At 70.8% G+C, this 19,088-nt stretch carries 19 protein-coding genes; 8 read left to right on the top strand and 11 right to left on the bottom strand.

What is annotated here, in order from left to right; translation table 11 throughout:
- Together ACFWBW_RS19065 and ACFWBW_RS19060 are read left to right on the top strand one after the other, a co-directional pair.
- Window positions 1-743: sensor histidine kinase (locus ACFWBW_RS19065; RefSeq protein ID WP_385373874.1), on the top strand; the 743-nt coding region annotated here is incomplete at its 5' end.
- A complete protein-coding gene (locus ACFWBW_RS19060; protein ID WP_385373872.1) occupies window positions 740-1,453 on the top strand; it encodes a response regulator in 714 nt (237 codons plus the stop codon). The genes ACFWBW_RS19065 and ACFWBW_RS19060, both read left to right, overlap by 4 nt.
- Before the next feature lie 36 nt (window positions 1,454-1,489).
- On the opposite strand, the gene ACFWBW_RS19055 is transcribed toward ACFWBW_RS19060, so the two are convergent.
- The 3 genes from ACFWBW_RS19055 to ACFWBW_RS19045 form a co-directional block, all read right to left on the bottom strand.
- Window positions 1,490-1,993 carry a GNAT family N-acetyltransferase gene (locus tag ACFWBW_RS19055; RefSeq protein ID WP_385373870.1) on the bottom strand — a complete coding sequence of 168 codons (504 nt, stop codon included), beginning with the start codon at window positions 1,991-1,993 and terminating at the stop codon, window positions 1,490-1,492.
- A 65-nt stretch (window positions 1,994-2,058) separates the two neighbouring features.
- Window positions 2,059-3,981 (bottom strand): helix-turn-helix domain-containing protein, encoded by a 1,923-nt coding sequence (locus ACFWBW_RS19050; RefSeq protein ID WP_385373868.1) that lies wholly within the window; start codon window positions 3,979-3,981, stop codon window positions 2,059-2,061.
- Between the two features lie 91 nt (window positions 3,982-4,072).
- The gene (locus tag ACFWBW_RS19045; RefSeq protein WP_385373866.1) at window positions 4,073-5,464 is read right to left on the bottom strand and encodes an MFS transporter; all 1,392 of its coding nucleotides are present in this window, start codon (window positions 5,462-5,464) and stop codon (window positions 4,073-4,075) included.
- Between the two features lie 523 nt (window positions 5,465-5,987).
- Between ACFWBW_RS19045 and ACFWBW_RS19040 the strand changes: the two genes are divergently transcribed.
- The 4 genes from ACFWBW_RS19040 (at window position 5,988) to ACFWBW_RS19025 (ending at window position 9,243) form a co-directional block, all read left to right on the top strand.
- On the top strand, window positions 5,988-6,797 hold the full coding sequence (locus ACFWBW_RS19040) for an alpha/beta fold hydrolase (protein ID WP_385373864.1): 810 nt from the start codon (window positions 5,988-5,990) through the stop codon (window positions 6,795-6,797).
- Window positions 6,794-8,059, top strand: coding sequence for a PP2C family protein-serine/threonine phosphatase (locus ACFWBW_RS19035; RefSeq protein WP_385373862.1), 1,266 nt, complete (start codon window positions 6,794-6,796; stop codon window positions 8,057-8,059). The genes ACFWBW_RS19040 and ACFWBW_RS19035 overlap by 4 nt, the downstream gene beginning before the upstream one ends.
- Window positions 8,056-8,415 carry an STAS domain-containing protein gene (locus tag ACFWBW_RS19030; protein ID WP_385373860.1) on the top strand — a complete coding sequence of 120 codons (360 nt, stop codon included), beginning with the start codon at window positions 8,056-8,058 and terminating at the stop codon, window positions 8,413-8,415. The genes ACFWBW_RS19035 and ACFWBW_RS19030 overlap by 4 nt, the downstream gene beginning before the upstream one ends.
- Window positions 8,416-8,610: 195 nt before the next feature.
- Window positions 8,611-9,243, top strand: coding sequence for a hypothetical protein (locus ACFWBW_RS19025; RefSeq protein ID WP_385373858.1), 633 nt, complete (start codon window positions 8,611-8,613; stop codon window positions 9,241-9,243).
- Between the two features lie 53 nt (window positions 9,244-9,296).
- On the opposite strand, the gene ACFWBW_RS19020 is transcribed toward ACFWBW_RS19025, so the two are convergent.
- The 7 genes from ACFWBW_RS19020 to ACFWBW_RS18990 form a co-directional block, all read right to left on the bottom strand.
- A complete protein-coding gene (locus tag ACFWBW_RS19020; protein ID WP_385373856.1) occupies window positions 9,297-9,728 on the bottom strand; it encodes an ATP-binding protein in 432 nt (143 codons plus the stop codon).
- 320 nt (window positions 9,729-10,048) lie between these two features.
- Window positions 10,049-10,846, bottom strand: a complete 798-nt coding sequence (locus ACFWBW_RS19015; protein WP_385373854.1) for a SigB/SigF/SigG family RNA polymerase sigma factor — start codon at window positions 10,844-10,846, stop codon at window positions 10,049-10,051.
- A gap of 475 nt (window positions 10,847-11,321) precedes the next feature.
- Entirely contained in the window at window positions 11,322-12,083 is a 762-nt protein-coding gene (locus ACFWBW_RS19010) for a metallophosphoesterase (protein WP_385373852.1), read from the bottom strand.
- Complete coding sequence (locus ACFWBW_RS19005) at window positions 12,080-12,370, bottom strand: hypothetical protein (protein ID WP_385373850.1); 291 nt, start codon at window positions 12,368-12,370, stop codon at window positions 12,080-12,082. Before ACFWBW_RS19005 ends, ACFWBW_RS19010 begins: the two co-directional genes overlap by 4 nt.
- Window positions 12,367-13,029: a nucleotidyltransferase family protein gene (locus ACFWBW_RS19000; RefSeq protein WP_385373848.1), complete on the bottom strand. Its 663-nt coding sequence runs from the start codon at window positions 13,027-13,029 to the stop codon at window positions 12,367-12,369. The genes ACFWBW_RS19005 and ACFWBW_RS19000 overlap by 4 nt, the downstream gene beginning before the upstream one ends.
- Before the next feature lie 415 nt (window positions 13,030-13,444).
- Window positions 13,445-14,641, bottom strand: a complete 1,197-nt coding sequence (locus tag ACFWBW_RS18995) for a PP2C family protein-serine/threonine phosphatase (protein WP_385373846.1) — start codon at window positions 14,639-14,641, stop codon at window positions 13,445-13,447.
- A complete protein-coding gene (locus ACFWBW_RS18990; protein WP_385373844.1) occupies window positions 14,638-16,239 on the bottom strand; it encodes an ATP-binding protein in 1,602 nt (533 codons plus the stop codon). Before ACFWBW_RS18990 ends, ACFWBW_RS18995 begins: the two co-directional genes overlap by 4 nt.
- Before the next feature lie 111 nt (window positions 16,240-16,350).
- On the opposite strand from ACFWBW_RS18990, the gene ACFWBW_RS18985 reads away from it, so the two are divergent.
- Window positions 16,351-17,124, top strand: coding sequence for a response regulator (locus ACFWBW_RS18985; protein ID WP_385373842.1), 774 nt, complete (start codon window positions 16,351-16,353; stop codon window positions 17,122-17,124).
- Window positions 17,125-17,178: 54 nt separating this feature from the next.
- On the opposite strand, the gene ppk2 is transcribed toward ACFWBW_RS18985, so the two are convergent.
- Entirely contained in the window at window positions 17,179-18,159 is a 981-nt protein-coding gene (ppk2, locus tag ACFWBW_RS18980) for a polyphosphate kinase 2 (protein ID WP_385373840.1), read from the bottom strand.
- Window positions 18,160-18,632: 473 nt separating this feature from the next.
- On the opposite strand from ppk2, the gene ACFWBW_RS18975 reads away from it, so the two are divergent.
- Window positions 18,633-18,965: an STAS domain-containing protein gene (locus ACFWBW_RS18975; protein WP_385373838.1), complete on the top strand. Its 333-nt coding sequence runs from the start codon at window positions 18,633-18,635 to the stop codon at window positions 18,963-18,965.
- The last annotated feature ends 123 nt before the right edge of the window (window positions 18,966-19,088 follow it).

Below are 19,088 nucleotides of genomic sequence, written 5' to 3'. Positions count from 1 at the left end.
CGGTGGACGCGGAGCGGGCCCGGATAGCGGCGGAGCTCCACGACATAGTCAGCCACAACGTCAGCGTGATGATCGTCCAAGCCGGGGCCGCCCGCGAGGTGTTGGCGACGATGCCGGTGGAGGCGGCGGCCGCCATGGCCGCCGTGGAACAGGCCGGGCGTACGACGATGACCGAACTGCGACACCTGCTCGGCCTGCTGGCGCCCGCGCAGGACGGCCGTGACGAACCGTACGGAGGCGCCGGAGCCGCCGAAAGACGGGACCCGGCAGCGGAGTTGACGCCGCAGCCGAGTCTGAGCCGGCTCAGTCCGCTCATCGACCGGATCGCCTTCGCCGGGCTGCCGGTCGAGGTCCGCATATCCGGCGAACCGCGGCCGCTGCCGGCCGGAATCGACGTCACCGCCTACCGGATCATCCAGGAGGCGCTGACCAACGCACTCAAACACGGGGACGGGGTGAAGGCCGAGGTGACGGTGAGATACGCGGACCAGGCACTGAGGGTCGAGGTGCTCAACAGCGGACCGAGCGTGCTGTCCGGAGACCGGATACCGGCGACCACGGGGAATCCCGCCCCGGCCGCGTCCACGGCATCCACCGCGTCGCGCCCGAAGGCGGACGGTGCGGGGCACGGGCTGGTCGGACTGCGCGAGCGGGTCGCCGTGTACGGAGGGGACTTCGACGCACGCCGGCGCCTCGGTGGCGGCTACCGGGTCCGCGCCCGCCTCCCGCTGGAGCGGCCGTGACCACGCACGCCCCGGCCGCCGAGCCGGGCCCGAGGGCCACCTCGCCCCGGGTGGTCATCGCCGACGACCAGGAACTCGTCCGCACCGGATTCCGCATGATCCTCACCGCCCGGGGGATCGACGTGGTGGGGGTGGCCGCCGACGGGGTGGAGGCCGTGTCGGAAGTGCGCCGTCTGCGCCCGGACGTCGTCCTGCTCGACATACGCATGCCCCGGCTGGACGGACTGGAGGCCGCGCGGCAGATCCTCGCCGAAGCCCCGGAATGCCGGGTGATCATGCTGACCACCTTCGACCTCGACCAGTACGTCTACGCCGCCCTCGCCGCCGGAGCCAGCGGGTTCCTGCTCAAGGACGTCACCCCCGAGTACCTCGCCAACGCCGTACGGCTCGTCGACACCGGCGACGCGCTGCTCTCCCCGTCGATCACCCGCCGACTGGTGGAGCGCTGCGCCTCGGCATCGGCCGCGCGCGGCGGCGGGGTCCCGGCAGCCCACCCCGACCTGGACGTCCTCACCCCGCGCGAACGGGAGGTGCTGACCCTCATGGGCCACGGGCTCTCCAATGCCGAACTGGCCCGGGAGTTCACCCTCAGCGAGGCCACGGTGAAGACCCATGTGGCGCGGATCTTCGCCAAGCTGAGCCTGCGCGACCGCGCCCAGGCGGTCGTCCTGGCCTACGAGACGGGCCTGGTCACCCCGAGGGCCGGGTAGGGGAGTTCCGCGCGGATGGCTCCGGCCGACCTGGTGTCACGGCAACTCGCGTGTGAGCCAGACGTGCTCACCGCGGTCGTCCGTCGCGACGTGATGCCGCTCGAAGCCGATCTTCTCCAGGACACGGAAGGACGGCGTGTTCCAGGTGCCGACGGTCGACCAGAGCCGTTTCCGCTCGGTCGCGATGGCGGCATCGACCACCGCCCGGGCCGCCTCGGTGGCGTAGCCGTGCCCGTGCGCGCTCTGGAACAGCTCGTAGGCGATCTCCGGCTCCTCCAGGGTGGAGCGGCCGATGATCAGCCCGCAGTAGCCGATGAAGTCGCCCTCTTCGCGGCGCTGGATGGGCAAGAGAGCGATACCCGTGGTCTCCGTCGCGGCGAGCAGCTCCGCGATGGCCGTGCGGATGTGTTCAACCGTGCCCACGCCTTTGCCGCGTTCAGCCACCAGGTCATGGAGCTCGGCGGCGTCCGACTCGGCCCACGGCCGCAGTATCAGCCGCTCGGTCTCGAGGTGGTACGCCATCGTCTCGTACGTAGTCATGCTCCTCACTCTGCCCCACGGATCACCGCGCACCACAGGCGGAGTGCGGGGGCGTGTCTTGCGGATCAGGCCGCGGGCGGACCGGAGTTCGCCAGGAGGTGCAGGCGCAGGGCGAGTTGGAGCTCCAGTGCGCGGGCTGGGCTGTTCCAGTCCTCGCCCAGGAGCCGGCTGATCCGGTCGAGGCGCTGCACGACGGTGTTCACGTGGATGTGCAGCGCGTCCTTGGCCCTGGCGAGGCTCGCCCCGTGGACGTAGTAGGCCTGGAGGGTGCGGACCAGCTCGGTGCCCCGCTGGGTGTCGTAGTCGATGACAGGGCCGAGCACGTGGTCGACGTACCCGCCGACGTCCCCGTGGTCCCCGAGCAGCAGGCCGACGAAGCCCAGGTCCGGCAGGGCGGCCCCGTGGCCGGTGTGGCCCAGCGCGTGCAGGGCCCGCAGGCAGCGCACGGCTTCGGCGTACACGCCCGGAAGCCCGCCCGGGTCGCCGGCCGGCCCGGCGGAGCCCACGGTCACGGGCGTGCCCACCGCCTGCCCCAGCTCCGCCGCCAGGGACCGCGCGAGGTCCCCGGGCCGCTCGGCCGGGGCCAGCAGGACGACATGGCCCTCGTGCAGCCCGGCCAGGCCGTCCAGGGCGCGGGCGCGGCGCACCGCCTCCGCCGACAGTCGTGGCCGCAGCGCCGCGTCGCAGTGGAGCACCAGGAGGGAGTGCGGGCGTGCGAGGTCGACGCCGAGTTTGCGGGCCCGGATCGTCCGGCTGCCGGTGTCGGGGGCGTGCCCCGGGCTCCGCGCGGTCAGCAGGTCGCTGAGCAGCTCACCGCGCACCCGGTCCTCGGCGTGGGCCACCGAGCGGCGCAGCAGGAGAAGGAGCGCGGTGACCAGGCCGGTGCGTTCGAACAGCCGCCGGTCGCTGTCCGACAGGTCCGCCCGGCCCGTCAGGGCGATGCTGCCGAGGAGCTCGGGCCCGGCCAGGACCGCGCAGACCCACACGCCGTCGACCGGTACGGCCCGGCCGCCGGAACGCGAGGCCGCCACCCCCTGGGCGGGCGCGGAGATCGGCTCGGCGGCGACCCGGGCGAGCTCGGCGCCGTCGGCATCGTGCACCACCAGCCCGCCCCGCAACAGCGCGGCCACCTCACGGGCCACATCGGTGACGTCCCCGCCGCGCAGGACCAGATCGGTGAGCCGGTCGTGGGTTTCGGTGGCCAGCCGTGCCGCCTCGCTGTGGGCCCGGGCGGTCTCGGTGGCGGCGTTCAGCTCGACCAGCGCCGTACGGGTCTCCTCCAGCAGCCGCGCCCCGTCGATGGCGACGGCCGCGTGGTCGGCCAGCGAGGAGAGCAGCGCGACCGCGTCGGGGGTGAAATCGCGCACCGACCGGTCGGCCGCGTAGAGGACCCCGATGACGCGCGAGGCGACCCGCAGCGGCACGCCGAGGATGCCCCGCAGCCCCTCCTCGCGCACCCCGGCGTCGATGGTGCTGGTGTGCCGGAAGCGGTCGTCGGTGCGATAGTCGGCGCTGGCGTACGGCCGGGCCGTCTGCGCGACCAGTCCGCCGAGACCCTCGCCCATGCCGAGGCGCAGCTGCTGGAAGGCCGCGGAGACGGAGCCGTCGGTGACGCGCATGAACGTATCGCCCACGACGGGGTCGTTGAGCGTGAGGTAGGCGCAGTCCGTGCCGAGCAGGGTCCGGGCCCGCCGCACGATGGCCCGTAGCACCGCGTCGAGGTCGCGCAGCGCCGCGAGGTCGCCGGCCGTGTCGAACAGGGCGGTGAGCTCGGCTTCGCGCCTGCGGTGCTGGTCGAGCGTGCGCCGGATGTCGAGGGCGACCCGGGTCGCCTCCTCCACGAGGGCCTGCTCGGCGGAGCCGGCGCCGGCGGTACGGGCCTGCGCGCCGGGTCGTGCGAAGTGTTCGACGGGCGCACCCTGGGCGAGCAGGTCCAGGAGCTGCCGCAACGCGGCGGCGGGCGCGGTGGGATCGGTCACGGGGGCCATGCTGGCAGCCCTTCGGTACGGGGTGGCGAGCGGGTCCGCCCGCCGGACCGGAGGTACCGGTCACGGCGGGCGGCCCGGGGTGTGGGCGGGCTCAGGCGGGGTCGGAAACCTTGGCGGCGTACCCGCTCTCCGCGCCGACCCCTGCCGGCGCCGCTGCCCCGGCCTTCGGGACGGACAGGTCGCGGCCCCGGGTCTCGCGGGCGAACAGGACGGTGAGGGTGGTGACGAGGGCCGCCGCGGACAGGTAGACCGACACCGGCACGGAGGAGCCGTAGTCCTTCAGGAGCTCGACGGCGATGATCGGGGCCAGGGCCCCCGCGACGATCGAGGCGAGCTGGGAGCCCATCGAGGCGCCCGAATAGCGGACCTTGGTGTCGAACATCTCCGAGATGAAGGCGGCCTGCGGCCCGTACATGGCCCCGTGCAGCAGCAGCCCGGCGGTGACGGCGAGGGTGATGACGGCGAACGACTCGGAGTCCACCAGCGCGAAGAACGCGAACGCCCACAGCGCCATGCCGACCGAACCGATCAGCGTCACCGGCCGGCGCCCGATCCGGTCCGATAGCGCGCCCCAGGCCGGGATGGTCAGGAAGTGCACGGCCGAGCCGATGAGCAGCGCATTGAGCGCGGTGGTCTTCGGAAGTCCGAGATGGGTGGTGACGTAGACGAGGAGGAAGGAGGTCAGGACGTAGTACGAGATGTTCTCGCCGAACCGGGTGCCGATGGCGACCAGCACCTGCCGCCAGTCCTTGCGGAACACCTGGACGACGGGCGCCTTCTCCTCCTCGCCCCGGCCCGAGGCCGCTGCCTCGGCCTGCGCGGCGAGGAAGACGGGCGACTCGGACACGGAGATGCGGATCCACAGCCCGACCATCACGAGGATCCCGGAGAGCAGGAACGGGATGCGCCAGCCCCAGGCGAGGAACGTCGCGTCCGACTGCACGCCGGCGAGCAGCGCCAGCACCCCGGTGGCCAGCAGGTTCCCCCCGGGCGCCCCGGATTGCGGCCAGGAGGCCCAGAACCCGCGGTGCTCGGCCCCACCGTGCTCGGACACGATCAGCACGGCCCCGCCCCACTCACCGCCCAGCGCGAACCCCTGCACCAGACGCAGCACGGTCAGCAGGATCGGCGCCCAGACCCCGATGCTCGCGTGGGTGGGCAGCAGCCCCATCGCGAAGGTCGCCCCGCCCATCATCAGCAGGCTCAGCACCAGCAGCTTCTTGCGCCCGACCTTGTCCCCGAAATGCCCGAAGACCACCCCGCCCAGCGGCCGGGCGAGGAACCCGATGGCGTAGGTGAGGAAGGCGATCAGGGTGCCCGTGAGCGGATCCGCGGTGGGGAAGAACAGCTTGTTGAAGACCAGGGCGGCGGCGGTCCCGTAGAGGAAGAAGTCGTACCACTCGATGGTGGTCCCGATGAGGCTGGCGGCGACGATCCGCCGGATTCCGGATGGAGCCTTCGGATCGGCTGCGGTGGAGGCCATGTGAACCACTTCCAGGGGTCTGCGGGGACGTCGGGTGTGGCCACAACGTAGAAGTCCGCAGGTCGGCGGTATATGTGGCGTGCCATCACAATCAACCCCACCTGAGTGTGCCGCACCACCACAGGGCCCGAACCCATCCCCTTGGACCCCTCCGGAATTGGGTGGGAAACCAATGCCGGAATTGCAGAGTTGCGCCTGTTCTGGGGATGCGGTGCTGACTCCCGTGCTGACCTGTGCTGACCCGAAAACCCATGTCAACACCCCTGGCACCCTCCCGTGCTGACGTGGTGCTGACTACGCAGCGTTGAGGGCTGCGTGACTCCGGTCGAGCCGCTACACATCGGAAACGGCGGGAGCTCGGATCGGCTCCGCTTTCGACCCCGCACACCGCCGAGAGCCTGCTCGCCCGCATCACCGCCGAACAGGAGGCGCGCGGGAGGGGCGGACACCTTCTCGCGCGAAGGGGCGCCCAGAGCGACGTGGTCACGCGGACCGCCGGGCGCGGTCTGGGAGGATGCGACCTATGGATGTAAGGAGCAGGAATCACGTGACGGTGACCGGCCGGGCCGGTCGACCGGTGGTGGTGCTGGCGCACGGGTTCGGGTGCGACCAGAACTTGTGGCGTCTGGTGGTGCCGGTGCTCGAGGAGGACTTCACCGTGGTCCTCTTCGACCACGTGGGTTCGGGCAGGTCGGACCTGTCGGCGTGGAGCCTGGAGCGCTATTCGACGCTTGACGGCTACGTCGACGACGTGCTGGAGCTGTGTCGGGAGCTTGCGCTCGGGCCGGTGACGTTCGTCGGGCATTCGGTGAGCGCGATGATGGGTGTGCTCGCCGCGGCGCGGGAGCCGGAGGCCTTCGCCGGTCTGGTCCTGCTCGCTCCCTCACCGTGTTTCATCGACGATCCGGCCGCCGGCTACCGGGGCGGTTTCAGCGCCGAGGACATCGACGAGCTGCTGGAGTCGCTGGACGCGAACTATCTGGGCTGGTCGGGCGCCATGGCGCCGGTGATCATGGGCAACCCGGAGCGTCCGGAGCTGGGTGAAGAGCTGACCAACAGCTTCTGCCGCACCGATCCGGAGATCGCGCGGGTCTTCGCCCGGGTGACGTTCCTGTCCGACAACCGCGAGGACCTTGCGAAGGTGACGGTTCCCACGCTGGTCGCGGAGTGCTCCACTGACGCGATCGCGCCGCCCGGGGTAGGCGCGTTCGTGCAGTCGCGCATCCCCGGCAGCCGGCTGGTCACCTTGAACGCGACCGGTCACTGCCCCCAGCTCGCCGCCCCTGAAGAGACGGCCGCGGCGATCGCCGCGTTCGCCGGAGCGGCCCGATGACGTGCAAGACCGACGACGCGGAAGAGGAAAGTCCCATAGGAGAACGCGGACCGGCGGATGAACAGGCGCAGTTCTCCGCCCTGCTGGAGGACAGCGCCGAGGATCTGTACGAGCACGCGCCGTGCGGCTACCTGTCCACACTGCTGGACGGCCGGATCGCGAAGGTCAACACCACCCTGCTGAACTGGCTCGGCTACGGTCGCGGCGACCTGGTGGGCCGCAAGCACTTCTCCGACCTGCTGACCGTCGGAGGCCGGATCTACCACGAGACCCATTTCGCCCCGCTCCTGCGGATGCAGGGCGAGGTCAGCGGCATCGCCCTGGAACTGAAGGCCGCCGACGGCTCCCGTCTGCCGGCCCTGGTCACCTCGACGGTGAAATCGGGCGACGACGGGCAGCCGCTGCTGATCCGCACCACCGTCTTCGACGCCCGCGACCGCCGGGCCTACGAAGCGGAGCTGCTGCGCGCCCGCAAGGAAGCCGACCTGGAGCGCGACCGCCTCAAGCGGCTGAACGCCACCCTGCAGAAGACGCTGCTGCCGCCGACGCTGGGATACGTACCGGGCCTGGAGGTGGCCGCGCACTACCACGTCGCCTCCGCGGACCAGGTCGGCGGCGACTTCTACGACCTCTTCCCCCTGTCGGCGGGGGCCTGGGGCTTCTTCCTGGGCGACGTGTGCGGCAAGGGCGCCGCCGCTGCGGCCGTCACCTCCCTGGCCCGCTACACGCTGCGCGCCGCCGCCGTGTACGACCCGGACCCGGTCACCGTCCTCGGCAACCTCAACACAGTCCTGAACCACGAGTACAACGGGACCGACCCCCGCTTCTGCACGGTCGTGTTCGGCCTGCTCACCCCTGACGGCGACCGGGGCGGCTTCCACATCACCCTGGCGAGCGGCGGACACCCTCCCGCCCTCCTGATGCGTGAGGACGGAACCGCCGACTACCTGCCCACCCCCGGCGGGCAGCTCATCGGCGTCCTGCCCGACGCCCACATCGCCGCCACCACCGTGCACCTCGCCTCCGGCGACACCCTGCTCCTGCACACCGACGGCCTCACCGAAGCCCGCACGGCCGGTGGCGACGACCGGTACGGCGACGACGCCCTCCTCGGCTTCGGCACCGCCCTGGCCCCCACCACCGCGGCGGACACCGTCGACGCCGTTCGGTCCCTGCTCGACACCTTGGGAGCCGGCGTGGACGACGACACCGCCGTCCTGGCCATCCACGTACCCCGACCCACCAGTGAAGAGCAACAGTGACCCAGCACTTGACCCTCCTCACCCGCACCAGCAGCGCCGGAACAGTCATCGAGCTGGCCGGGGCCCTCGACTACCACACCGCACCCGAGGTACGCGCCGCCCTGCCGGCACTCGAGCTGCGCCCGGGCCAGCAGCTCACTCTCGACCTCGGCGACGTCACGTTCTGCGATTCCAGCGGCATCACCGCGCTCATCGCCGCGCGTAACCATGCCCTGGCAGCCCGGGCGACCATCGCGCTGGCCGCGGTCCCCGACCGCGTCAGCCGGATCTTCCGCGTGGTCGGCCTGGACCGGGTCTTCGCAACCCACCCCACGGCGGAGGCCGCCGAAGCCGCCTGGAGGCCCACCACGAACTGACCCCCCGGAGCCACGCGTGCGGGCCGACCACGTGATCGGCGACGCGGGCTCCGTCGCGGTCCGCTGACCAAGGTTCCCCGGATCCGGAACCTCCGTCGGCCCTCGGGCGAGCGGTCCGGGACAGGGGCTCACGGGTAGCGCCCATCGCGAGCACCCAATGAGGACCCCCTTGACCATGGACCAGTACGCGGCACGGTGGCCGGGGCCTTCATCGACGGCCCCGTCGTCCTCGACATACCGGACGGTCTTCAGCGCGACGGCCAGGACGCCGTCGAAGCGCTCGCGCTTGGGGCGCCGGCGCGCATGCACCGCGTCTTCGACGGCCAGGGGATGCAGGCCCAGTTCATAGGCCAGTTGGACGAGCTCGCCCTCGGACGGACCGGCCAGCCGAACACGGCCGAACTCCCCGTCACCCAGCCCGCGCAGCCTCTTGAGGACCTGCCGGCACGCCTCGTCCTCCAGAACGCACTCCACGGTCTCCGACCGGCAGGCCTGCTTCTCGTACACGACGCATTCCGTCTTCTACGGATGCTTCGAACCGCGAAGTTCATGCACGGGGCAGTCAACTCGCGGCCCCTGATCGTCATCGACGTGGTCCTGCCCCACGTGAACCCGCCTGCCACGCCTACGGGCCGCCGGGCCCCGCCCCGGGCGAGGTGCCCGGGGCGGGTGCACCACGACGACCACTCGGCCTGCTGCCCACGGGCACAGCGGGGCCGCACCACGTGTGACACGCCGGTCTGGTTGTGGCGTGTGCCGGTGCTCTTGCTTGTCCACCTCGACGGGTGGCAGGCGGTCCTGCGCATCGTCCATTGGACCAGGGCATGAGGCCGGAGCCGCCCACCCGGCGGAACGTCGCACCGACGGCGGGTTCGGTTCGGTCAGTGCTCCGAGGCTGTGCCGGACACCAGCCGGGAGGCGTCGATCTCGGCCCAGACGGCCTTGCCGTGCTCGAGCAGTCGGGTGCCCCACCGGTCGGACAGCCGATCGACCACGTAGAGGCCGTGGCCGCCAGGTAGGCCGTGTCGCGGAGCCTGCCGGCGGGTGGGCAGGGTCGTGGTGCCATCGCAGACCTCGATGAGAAGGGCGTCTCCGGCCGTGAGGACGAGTTCCCGGCAGCCGCCTCCGTGCAGCGACGCGTTCGTCAGCAGCTCGGAGACCAGGAGCAGGGTGTCCTCGGACGTCTCGGTTCCGGCCCAGCCCCAGTCACGCAGAGCGCGGCGCGTGAAATCGCGGCCCTTGGACACGGCCCCGGCAACACCCGCCAGCGCGAGCCGACGACGTTGTCCCTTGACGGAAGGGCCGGCACTCACTGGATCGCCCGCCTCCGACGTCTTGGTCTGCACTGTGGCACCACCCCCGTGATCGCCCATGGTCGCCGTTCCCTGCAGTGCACGCGTGCACGGTGGTGGCCGGTACCGCGCCCGTCCGTACGGGGCCGGGACCTGGAATGTGCCGAGCACGGTCGGGTCAGTGTAGAGGAACCGTCGTCTCACGACCTTTTCACGTGGTGGTGGTCCACGGGTGCAGGGTGCCCGTGGACCACCGTGAGAGAAGGAGTCCCCTGCGGCCTCGCGGACGGCAGGACCAGGTCCTTGTCCTGATCGTTTCCCGTCGGGAGTGGGCGGGGCGCCTACACCGAGAGCATGCCCGCGCGCAGCCGGGCCAGGGTCCGGGACAAGAGGCGGGAGACTTGCATCTGCGAGATGCCCAGCGCCACCCCGATCTCGGCCTGGGTCTTCTCCTGGCCGAAGCGCATTTGAAGGATGTGGCGGTCGCGCTCGTCCAACTGATCCAGCAGCGGGGCGAGCGTGTGAATGTCCTCGAAGAGTTCCATGGCCGGATCGACGACGCCGACCCGCTCCGCCAGCGGCCTGGAGCTCCGGTTCGAGGAGGACTGGGCTTCGTCGTCCGCGCTGCCCATGTCGAGCGAGCCGCTCGTGTAGCCGTTCGCGGCCACCAGCCCGTCGATGACCTCCTCCTCGGACAGCTCGAGGTGCCCGGCGATCTCCTTGACCGTCGGTGCCCGGCCGAGGACGTCGGTGAGGGCCTCCTGCGCCTTGGCCAGCTCCACCCGCAGTTCCTGCAGGCGGCGCGGAACGTGCACCGACCAGGTGCTGTCGCGGAAGTAGCGCTTGATCTCCCCGATGATGTAGGGGAGGGCGAGCGTCGAGAATTCGACCTCCCGCTCCAGGTCGTACCGGTCGATGGCCTTGATCAGGCCGATCGTGCCCACCTGGATGATGTCGTCCATGTCGAGACCGCCACTCTGCACGCGATTGCGAAAGCGCCGCGCGGCGAACTGGACGAGCGAAAGGTTCATTTCGATCAAGGTGTTGCGCGCGTACTGGTACTCGCGGGTTCCTTCCTCCAGGCTCTGCAGCCGACGGAAGAAGTGCCGCGAAAGTTCGCGTGCGTCGGTGGGCGCCATCTCACGGGGGTTCTCCACCCGGAGCGGTTCCAGGTCCGGTCGGGGTGCTATCGGGGTGCTTGGCCGGTCACACGTGGGCGCTTGGGTGTCGTTCGCACGAGCAGGTCCTACGGTGGCCGAGCGGGGCATGGCGGCCGCTCCCTCCCAATTGACTGACGGCTTTCCGGGCCCGTCTGCCCCGTTCTTCGATTCGTACACTCACATCGCGCAGATTCTTTCCGTGCGGATCCGGACGGCCCGCCGGCCCCCGGGGGCGGGACACGCGGCCCTTCACGGCGACGCCGCAGGCGTTGCGCGGGTTTCCCGGGGTGACCGACGTCTGTCAGCGCGGCCCGGGGTGGCCTCGGTCGTCTTCGGGCCGGGCGCGGCTCTCGTACGGCCGACCGGGCCGTAGGCCGAGCATGTCGAGGAGCGCGGACAGGTCGCCGGGGCTGGTGGCATGAGACGCGATCACCTCGTACGCCCGCTCGGTGGCTCATGGCCTGACGGGACCCACCCGGTGGCCGTCCCCCGCCGTCGGGGAGAGGTGGTAGACGGCGAAGGCCCGGTCGATGACGGCCATGGCCACGTTCCGGACCTGGACACCACCTGCCGTCATACCGTGTTCGGTGCCCAGGTGGGCGTGACCGTGCAGGGCCAGGTCGGCGCCGGCCGAGTCGATCGCCTCCGCCAGGTGATAGCTGCCCAGGAAGGGGTAGATCTCCAGCGGCTCGCCCGCGAGGGTGTCCGGCACCGGTGAGTAGTGCGTGAGGGCGATCCGCACCGCGGCGCCCCCTTCGTCGAGATCGCGCAGAGTCCGCTCGAGAGTTTCCGCGCGTGTACGGCTGTAGCGCATGAACGCCTTCATCTCCGGTTCGCCGAACTCGCTGCCGCTGCGCCCGGCGAAGCCCCCGCCGAACCCCTTGGTCCCGGCGATGCCGACCCGCGTCCCCCCGAGGTCGAGGAGCGCGCCGTCCCCCTCCAGGACGTGCACGCCGACGTCGGTGAGCTGACGGGCGACGGCTTCCTGCTGATCGCTCTGGTAGTCGTGGTTCCCGAGTACGGCGACCACGGGCACCGCCAGCGCGGCCACCTCGCCGGCCACCACCCGGGCCTCCCGTTCCGTGCCGTGCCGGGTGAGGTCGCCGGCCAGGAGGAGCAGATCCGCGCAGTCGCCGAGGGTGTCGAAAGCAGGCCTCAGCCGGCCGGCGCTGTCCGGCCCGAGGTGGATGTCCCCCACCGCCGCCACGCGGATCACGACAGCACCTCCGGGTGGTCCGGCGCGTCGCTGTGGCTGACGGTGACGTCCCCGTACCAGTCCGTCCCCGCGAGTTCCTCCGCGGCGATCCGCAGCACGGCCTCGCGGCACTCCTCGTCGGCCACCCGACCCCGGACGACTGCCCGGGCCCCGTGCGCGTCGACCCGTATGCCGAGCTCGGCGACGTCCTCGCGCGCCAGCCGATCTCGCAGGTGCTCGATCCGGTACTCGACGTTCTCCGAGCGCTCGGCGTGCCCGGAGTGCCCGGAGTGCCCGGCGTTCGTCATGGCGTGCCCTCCGTCAGTTCAGTGCGTTCGATGACGCGGAGCCGGTCGAGGAGGTGGAAGAAGGCGTCGGGCAGCGGAGACGACCGGTGGTCCCGGTCGAGTCTTGCCCAGTCGATCTGTTCGCGCAGCATCCTGGCCATGGGCAGGAGGTCGCCGAAGTCGCAGTAGTGCTCACAGAGGGCGGCGAGCCGGCTCTCCATGAGGTCGGTGGGAGCCAGGACCGGCATCCAAACCGAGTCGACCGCCTTGACGCTCGCCCGCTCCAGCAGCGCGGTGTTTACGGGGCGTCGGGCCAGTTCGAAGATCAGGTCGATCTCCTCTCCGCCCGACCGGCCCTTGACCAGCCAGTCCTCAGGCGCACGGCGCATCGAGATGCCGCCGTCCTCCAGGGCTTTGATCGCCGCGTCGGCGTCCTCGGGACGAACGCAGAAGTCCGTGTCGTGTTGGAAGCCCGCAGGGAGCCCGTGAGCGAAGGCGGCCACGCTGCCGGCGAGCGCGAAGGGCAGTCCGGAGCCCTTCAGCAGTGCGGCAACCTGTTTGGTGGTTTCGAGGATGGCCTGGGTGTGGTCCTCGGGGAGCGGGCCGTCCTCCGGTGTGGCGTGGCCCAGGAGATCGGACGGGGGGACCGTCCCCGGGGCGGGGGCATCAGCACGAGTCACGGAGCGCCTCACTCTCGCTCGAGGGACAATCTTCGGCAGGGGGCACCTAACCGGTCCGGCGCGGGTCAAACCCCCGAGCCCACCCCACGCCGGGTGCCCGGCCTTCACCCCGTCCGGCCGCTGAGGTGACGTACAGGGCGCGCGGGACCCGCCGCCCCGCGATGTTCTGGCGGCTGGCTGCTCGTCAAGCGGATCGCCGACCGTACGGAGATCCGACCCTGTGGCGGCGGCAAGAGATCACAGCGTTCATCCCGCTCCCCGTTGCCGCCTGAACCCAGTGCTTCCTTGCCGGCGGACGACTCGAACGGACATCCGTCGACCGGGTGCCATGGCGCCCGGTACGGAGCCGGTGCGCGAGGTGGTGGCCGACCTGAGGCGGCGCGAGCCGCCCCGCCGGGGCGGGGCGGGGCGGGGCTCAGCCCCGGGATCCCCAGCCGAGGCGGAGTACGGCGAGGTCGTCGGTGTGTCTTCCGGCGTTGAGCGCTCTGGTCTGGCGGATGAGGCTGTCCAGGTGCGCCGCGGGGTCCGCGGACGGTGTGGTGTTGATCAGGGGCAGGAGCCCCTCGATGCCGAGCCGGCCGTCGGCGTCGCCGTTGTGTCCTTCGGTGAGGCCGTCGGTGTAGAGGGTGAGCGCTCCGCTCTCCGGGAGCGGAATGAGCGTGGCGGGCCAGTCGCGGTGGCCGGGCATGATGCCGAGTGCGATTCCGTGCTCGGCGGGCACCTCCCGGGTCCCCTCCGCGGTGGTGAGGAGCGGTTCGTGGTGCCCGGCCAGGTGGAGGGTTGCGGTGGCGGCCTTCTGGTCGAGAGTGAGGAGCGTGCAGGTGGCGAACAGCGGCTGGTCGCCGCGCTCCGCCACCAGCAGGCGCTCCATCAGGTGCAGCAGATCGGTGCCGCGGTGACCGGCCAGGACGAGCGAGCGCCAGGCGATGCGCAGGCAGACGCCGAGGGCCGCGGCATCGGGACCGTGGCCGCTGACGTCGCCGACGACGGCATGCAGCAGCCCGCCGTCGCCCTCGACGACGTCCAGGAAGTCGCCGCCGAGCAGAGCCTGTTCGACGCCGGGCAGGTAGCGGGTGGTCACCTCGACGGCCGAGGTCTCGAGGAGGGGCCGGGGCAGCAGGCCCCGTTCCAGGCGGGCGTTCTCCTCGGCGCGCAGTCGGGCCGACTGGGCTTCGGCTGACGCGCGTTCGGTGTGGCTGCGGTAGACGGCGTAGCGGACGGTGCGGCGCAGCAGGTCGGCTTCGACCTTGCCCTTGACGAGGTAGTCCTGGGCACCGGCGGCCATCGCCTCGGAGCCCGCCTGTTTCTCGGACAGGCCGGTCAGCACGATCACCGCGGTGTGCGGGGCCATGGCGCGGACGGTGGTGACGGCGTCGGTGCCCGACACGTCGGGCAGGTGAAGGTCGAGGAGGATGCAGTCGACGGTGCGGGCGGCGAGAGCCGAGTGGGCGTCGGCCAGCGAGGTGCTCGTGGTGAGCTCGAAGCGCAGCTCGGTGTCGTGGAGGAGCTCCTCGACGAGCAGGGCGTCGGCCTCGTCGTCCTCTATGAGGAGGATGCGGTAGACCGGTTCGGTCACGGCCAGGCCGCCGGTGTGGGGGAGGGGCGCGGTCACGGCGCCGGCTCCGCGCCGGCCCGGGTCGCTTCCGCGATGGCCGACGGGGCCGGGGGCGGTTCGGAAGCGAGGGTGAAGGTGATGCGCGTCCCGTCCCGGTACTCCGGGTCGACGGCGATGGTACCGCCGTGGAACTCGACGATCTTCTTGCACATCGCCAGGCCGATTCCGCTGCCGGGATAGACGTCCTTGGTGTGGAGCCGCTGGAAGATCACGAACACCTTGTCGGCGTACTCGGGGTCGATCCCGATGCCGTTGTCGGTCACCGTGAACCGCCACAGCTCCCCTTCCCGGACCGCACCGACACGGATCTCCGGTGCCAGGTCCGGGCGGCGGAACTTGACCGCGTTGCCGATCAGGTTCTGCCAGAGCATGCCCATCTGGGTGGGATCGGCGACCAGGGAAGGCAGCGGATCGTGCGTGATCGACGCGCCCGACTCCTCGATGCCGAGGCTCAGGGCGGACAGGGCCCGTTCCATGACCGCTTCGAGGTCGACCTTCTCGGGATTGTGGTGGACGCGGCCCACCCGGGAGAAGTCGAGGAGGTCGTTGATCAGGGTCTGCATCCGGTTGGCGCCGTCGACGGCTATGGCGATGTACTGGTCCGCCTTGGCGTCGAGCTGCCCTCCGTAGCGCCGCTGGAGCAACTGCGTGAAGCTGGAGACCTTGCGCAGCGGCTCTTGCAGGTCGTGGGAGGCCACGTACGCGAACTGCTCCAGCTCGGCGTTGGAACGCTGGAGGTCGGCGGTCTGGGTGTCCAGGCGCCGCCGGGCCTCCTCGCTGAAGGCCAGCTCGCGCACGAGCTGACGGCGCATGAAGTCGATCTCGCCGCTCAGCCGCCGCAGGTCCGCCGGACCGGCCGAGCTGATGGGGTGGTCGAAGTCACCTCCGGCGACGGTGCGGGCGTCCGCTCCCAGCTGCTCCAGCGGCCGGTTGATCCCGCGGCGCAGGCCTTCGAAGACGAGGACGGCCATGAGGGCGATCACGGCCGCGATCGTCGCGAACAGCCAGTTCCGCAGCCTCATGGTGGTGGCGAGATCGGCTCGGGTCCGGTCCCGCTCCGCGCGCAACCGTTCCTGCTGGTCGGCCATGGCCTGACGCAGGGCGTCGAACGACGTCTTGGCCTCCGCGGCGCGTGCGGTGGCCAGGGTCGAGGGCGCCCCGGCAGGTGAGCCGGCGACCGGACGGGCGATCCTCTCCTGCCACGTGGAGACCGCGTCCTGGACCGCCTTCAGGTCCGCGAGCGCGCGGCCGTCGTCGTCCAGGAGCCGCGCGAGTTCCGCGGCGTACGCGTCCTGATCGGTGAGCCCCTGCTGATAGGGCTGGAGGAACTCCGGGGTCCCGGTGAGGCCGTAGCCGCGGATGCCGGTCTCCTGGTTGAGGAGGGCCGATTCCAGGCGGAAGGCAGTGGTCAGCGCGGGCGCCCGCACGTCCACGAGCTCCTCGCTGATGGACGCCGTCCGCCCCAGCACCCAGGCCCCGGTCACACCGAGCAGGGCCAGCACCGTCAGCGAAGCGGCGACCCCGACGCGGAGCCACCGCCGGGTCGTCCACGCGGAGAACCTCCGCGCACCCGACGGTGTCAACATGCCGGTCATCCTCTGATTCCCCTCCCGAGACAGCCGCCTTGAACAGGGCGCAGCGCACACTGTAGAGGGCCTTGACAACAATTGTTGTCGCACGCCGGATCAGGGCCTAGGGTTCGGGGTATGCCCGGCACCAACTTCCACCTGCGGACCACCCCGAAGGAGACGGCCGCCGTCGCCGACGCGGCCGTGGCCGACCTCACCCGTCGCCTTGCCCTCGGTCTGCAGAAGGACCTTTCGGACCCTGCGGCGGACGACCGCGCGCAGGCCCTGGCGCGCCTGCACGTACTCGACCACCTTCAGCGGGCCGTGGAACGACTGCAGCGCGGAGCGGCCACGGACGCCGTGCGTGCGGGAGCCGGATACCCCCAAATCGGCCGCGCATGCGGCATGACCCGTCAGGGAGCCCGCCGCCGCTGGCCCGGGCTCTTCAACCACACCGACGATGCACCCACGGAGCAGATGACGATGAACGACCCCGCCCGACCGTTCGATGTGCTGCTCGTGGAAGACGACATCGCCGACGCCATGCTCATCGAGGAGGCGCTCTCCGAGCGCGGGGCCCGCAATCTCGTCCAGGCCACCGACGGCGTTGCCGCCCTGGAGCACCTGCGCGACCCCGACAGTCCGCGCCCCGACCTCATCGTGCTCGACCTGAACATGCCCCGCATGAACGGCCGAGACCTGCTGCGCATCCTGAAGAACGACGCCGACCTCCAGACCATCCCCGTCGTCGTCCTCACCACCTCCTCCGCACCCGACGACGTCGTCGGCGCCTACACCAGCCACGCCAACGCGTACGTGACCAAGCCGGTCAACCTGGAGGAGTTCGAGCAGGCCGTCCAGAGCATCGATTCCTTCTATCTGGACACCGCCACGCGCCCGCACCGCGCCTGACCGGCCGCATCGCCTTCAACACCCCTTGAGTGCGCCGGCGCCCACCACCTGCTGTCATGCCGGTTCGGTGGCTTGGGAATGGCGTGGATGCCGGCCGGGCCCGCGGGGCGTGGCGGCCAGCGGGGTGGGGGTGAGGTCGGCGGGTTCCTCGCCGGCTTCCAGGAGGGTGTCGGCGGCTCCGACGATCAACGGGTCGGGCCGGCCTACCACTGCGGTGTCCTTGCGGTCGTAGTCGATGCGGTCGAGAAGGCTGCGCATCGCTTCCAGCCGGGCCCGTCGCTTGTCGTTGCTCTTGACTACGGTCCAGGGCGCGTGCTCGGTGTCGGTGGTCCGGAACATGTCGACCTTGGCAGCGGTGTAGGCGTCCCAAAGGTCCAGGGAGGCAAGGTCGGTGGGGGACAGCTTCCACTGCCGTACCGGGTCGACCTGGCGGATCGCGAAGCGGGTGCGCTGCTCGGCGCGGGAGACGGAGAACCAGAACTTGATCAGCAGGATGCCGTCCTGGACGAGCATGGCTTCGAAGGCCGGGCACTGCCGCAGGAACAGCTTGTACTGGTCGTCGGAGCAGAAGTCCATGACCTTCTCGACGCCGGCTCGGTTGTACCAGGACCGGTCGAAGAAGACGATCTCCCCAGGTGCGGGCAGGTGGGCGGTGTAGCGCTGGAAGTACCACTGTCCGGCCTCCCGCTCGGTGGGCTTGTCCAAGGCCACGACGCGGGCCCCGCGGGGATTGAGGCGCTCGGTGAACCGCTGGATCGTGCCGCCCTTCCCGGCGGCGTCCCGGCCCTCGCAGATCACCACCACCCTGGAACCGGTCGCCCTCACCCAGCTCTGCAGCTTGAGCAGTTCGATCTGCAGGATCCGCTTGGCCCGCTCGTACTCCGCCCGACGGATCTTGCGGTCATAGGGGTAGTTCTCCCGCCAGGTGCGGATCGGCGCGCCGTCCGCGTCGAGCAGCACCGGTTCCTCCGGACGACTGTTGTCCACGCTCAACCCGGCGAGCAGGTCCTCGGAGTGCTCCGTTGGCTTCTTCATGCCGGGCGCCTACCCAGGCGAACGCAGATCGACCGCGGGTGAGGTCGTTGACCATCTGCCAGCCGAATCCACCAGTGCACGCTCCGAGTCCGTCGTGGTGCTGGGCCTTGCCTGTCCGGGCCTCGTGCCCGCGCCCGCAGCTGTCGAACCCAACGGCACCCGATTACCTTAGTGACGGGCATCTGAAAATCTATGTTGGTCAGAATAGACATTGGGTTGTGGCGTAGTTATGGTTTCTCTCGTAGCCCGGACATAGTAGGCCGGCGCAGTACCAGGGCCGGCAGATGGTGTAGGCAGTTCCTTCGGGGCCCTGGTGCCATCGGCACCAGGGCCCCTCCGTACTCTCCGGTGCGCCCGCCCGGGGAAAGCGAAGGCTGCGTTTCGGATTGGCAGAGGATGCTGGTTGAGGTTGTGCCGTGGATATCGAAGGGGAGCCGGTGCGCGAGTGCACCGCGGGCTGATCTGGGGAGTTGATGGTGGAAGAGCAGGTACGGGTACTGTCCGACAAGGACGGAGTCCGCGTCATCGTGTGTGCAGGCGACTTCGACCAGGACTCTCTTGGACCCCTCGAAGCAGCCTGCAGGGCGGCTGCGGATGATCCTGCTGTCCGTCGGGTCATCCTGGACGTCACCAGGGTGACCTTCGCAGACTCCGCGATGCTCAACCTGATGCTGCGCTTGCGGCGCACTGGCCGCTTGGTTCTGGTCGGCCCCGTGCCGCCTCGCATGGGGCGGCTGCTGGACCTTACCGGGACTACTGCGCTGTTCCCGACCGCAGAGGGCATCGAGGCGGCCCGCATCCTGTAGGGCAGGGCGGTACTGCACGCTCACCGTGAAGGCTGAGCGCCGGCCCATGGACAAGGCTGACGGCGCCCGCGCGCACCGGCGCGAGCTCGCTGTCCGACCCGGGCAGACAGTGTGCGGACACGT

This window comes from Streptomyces sp. NPDC059957 (assembly GCF_042730015.1).
Classification (GTDB): Bacteria; Actinomycetota; Actinomycetes; order Streptomycetales; family Streptomycetaceae; genus Streptomyces.
Note: the sequence above shows the minus strand (reverse complement) of the source record. Positions and strands in the feature narration are given on the sequence as shown.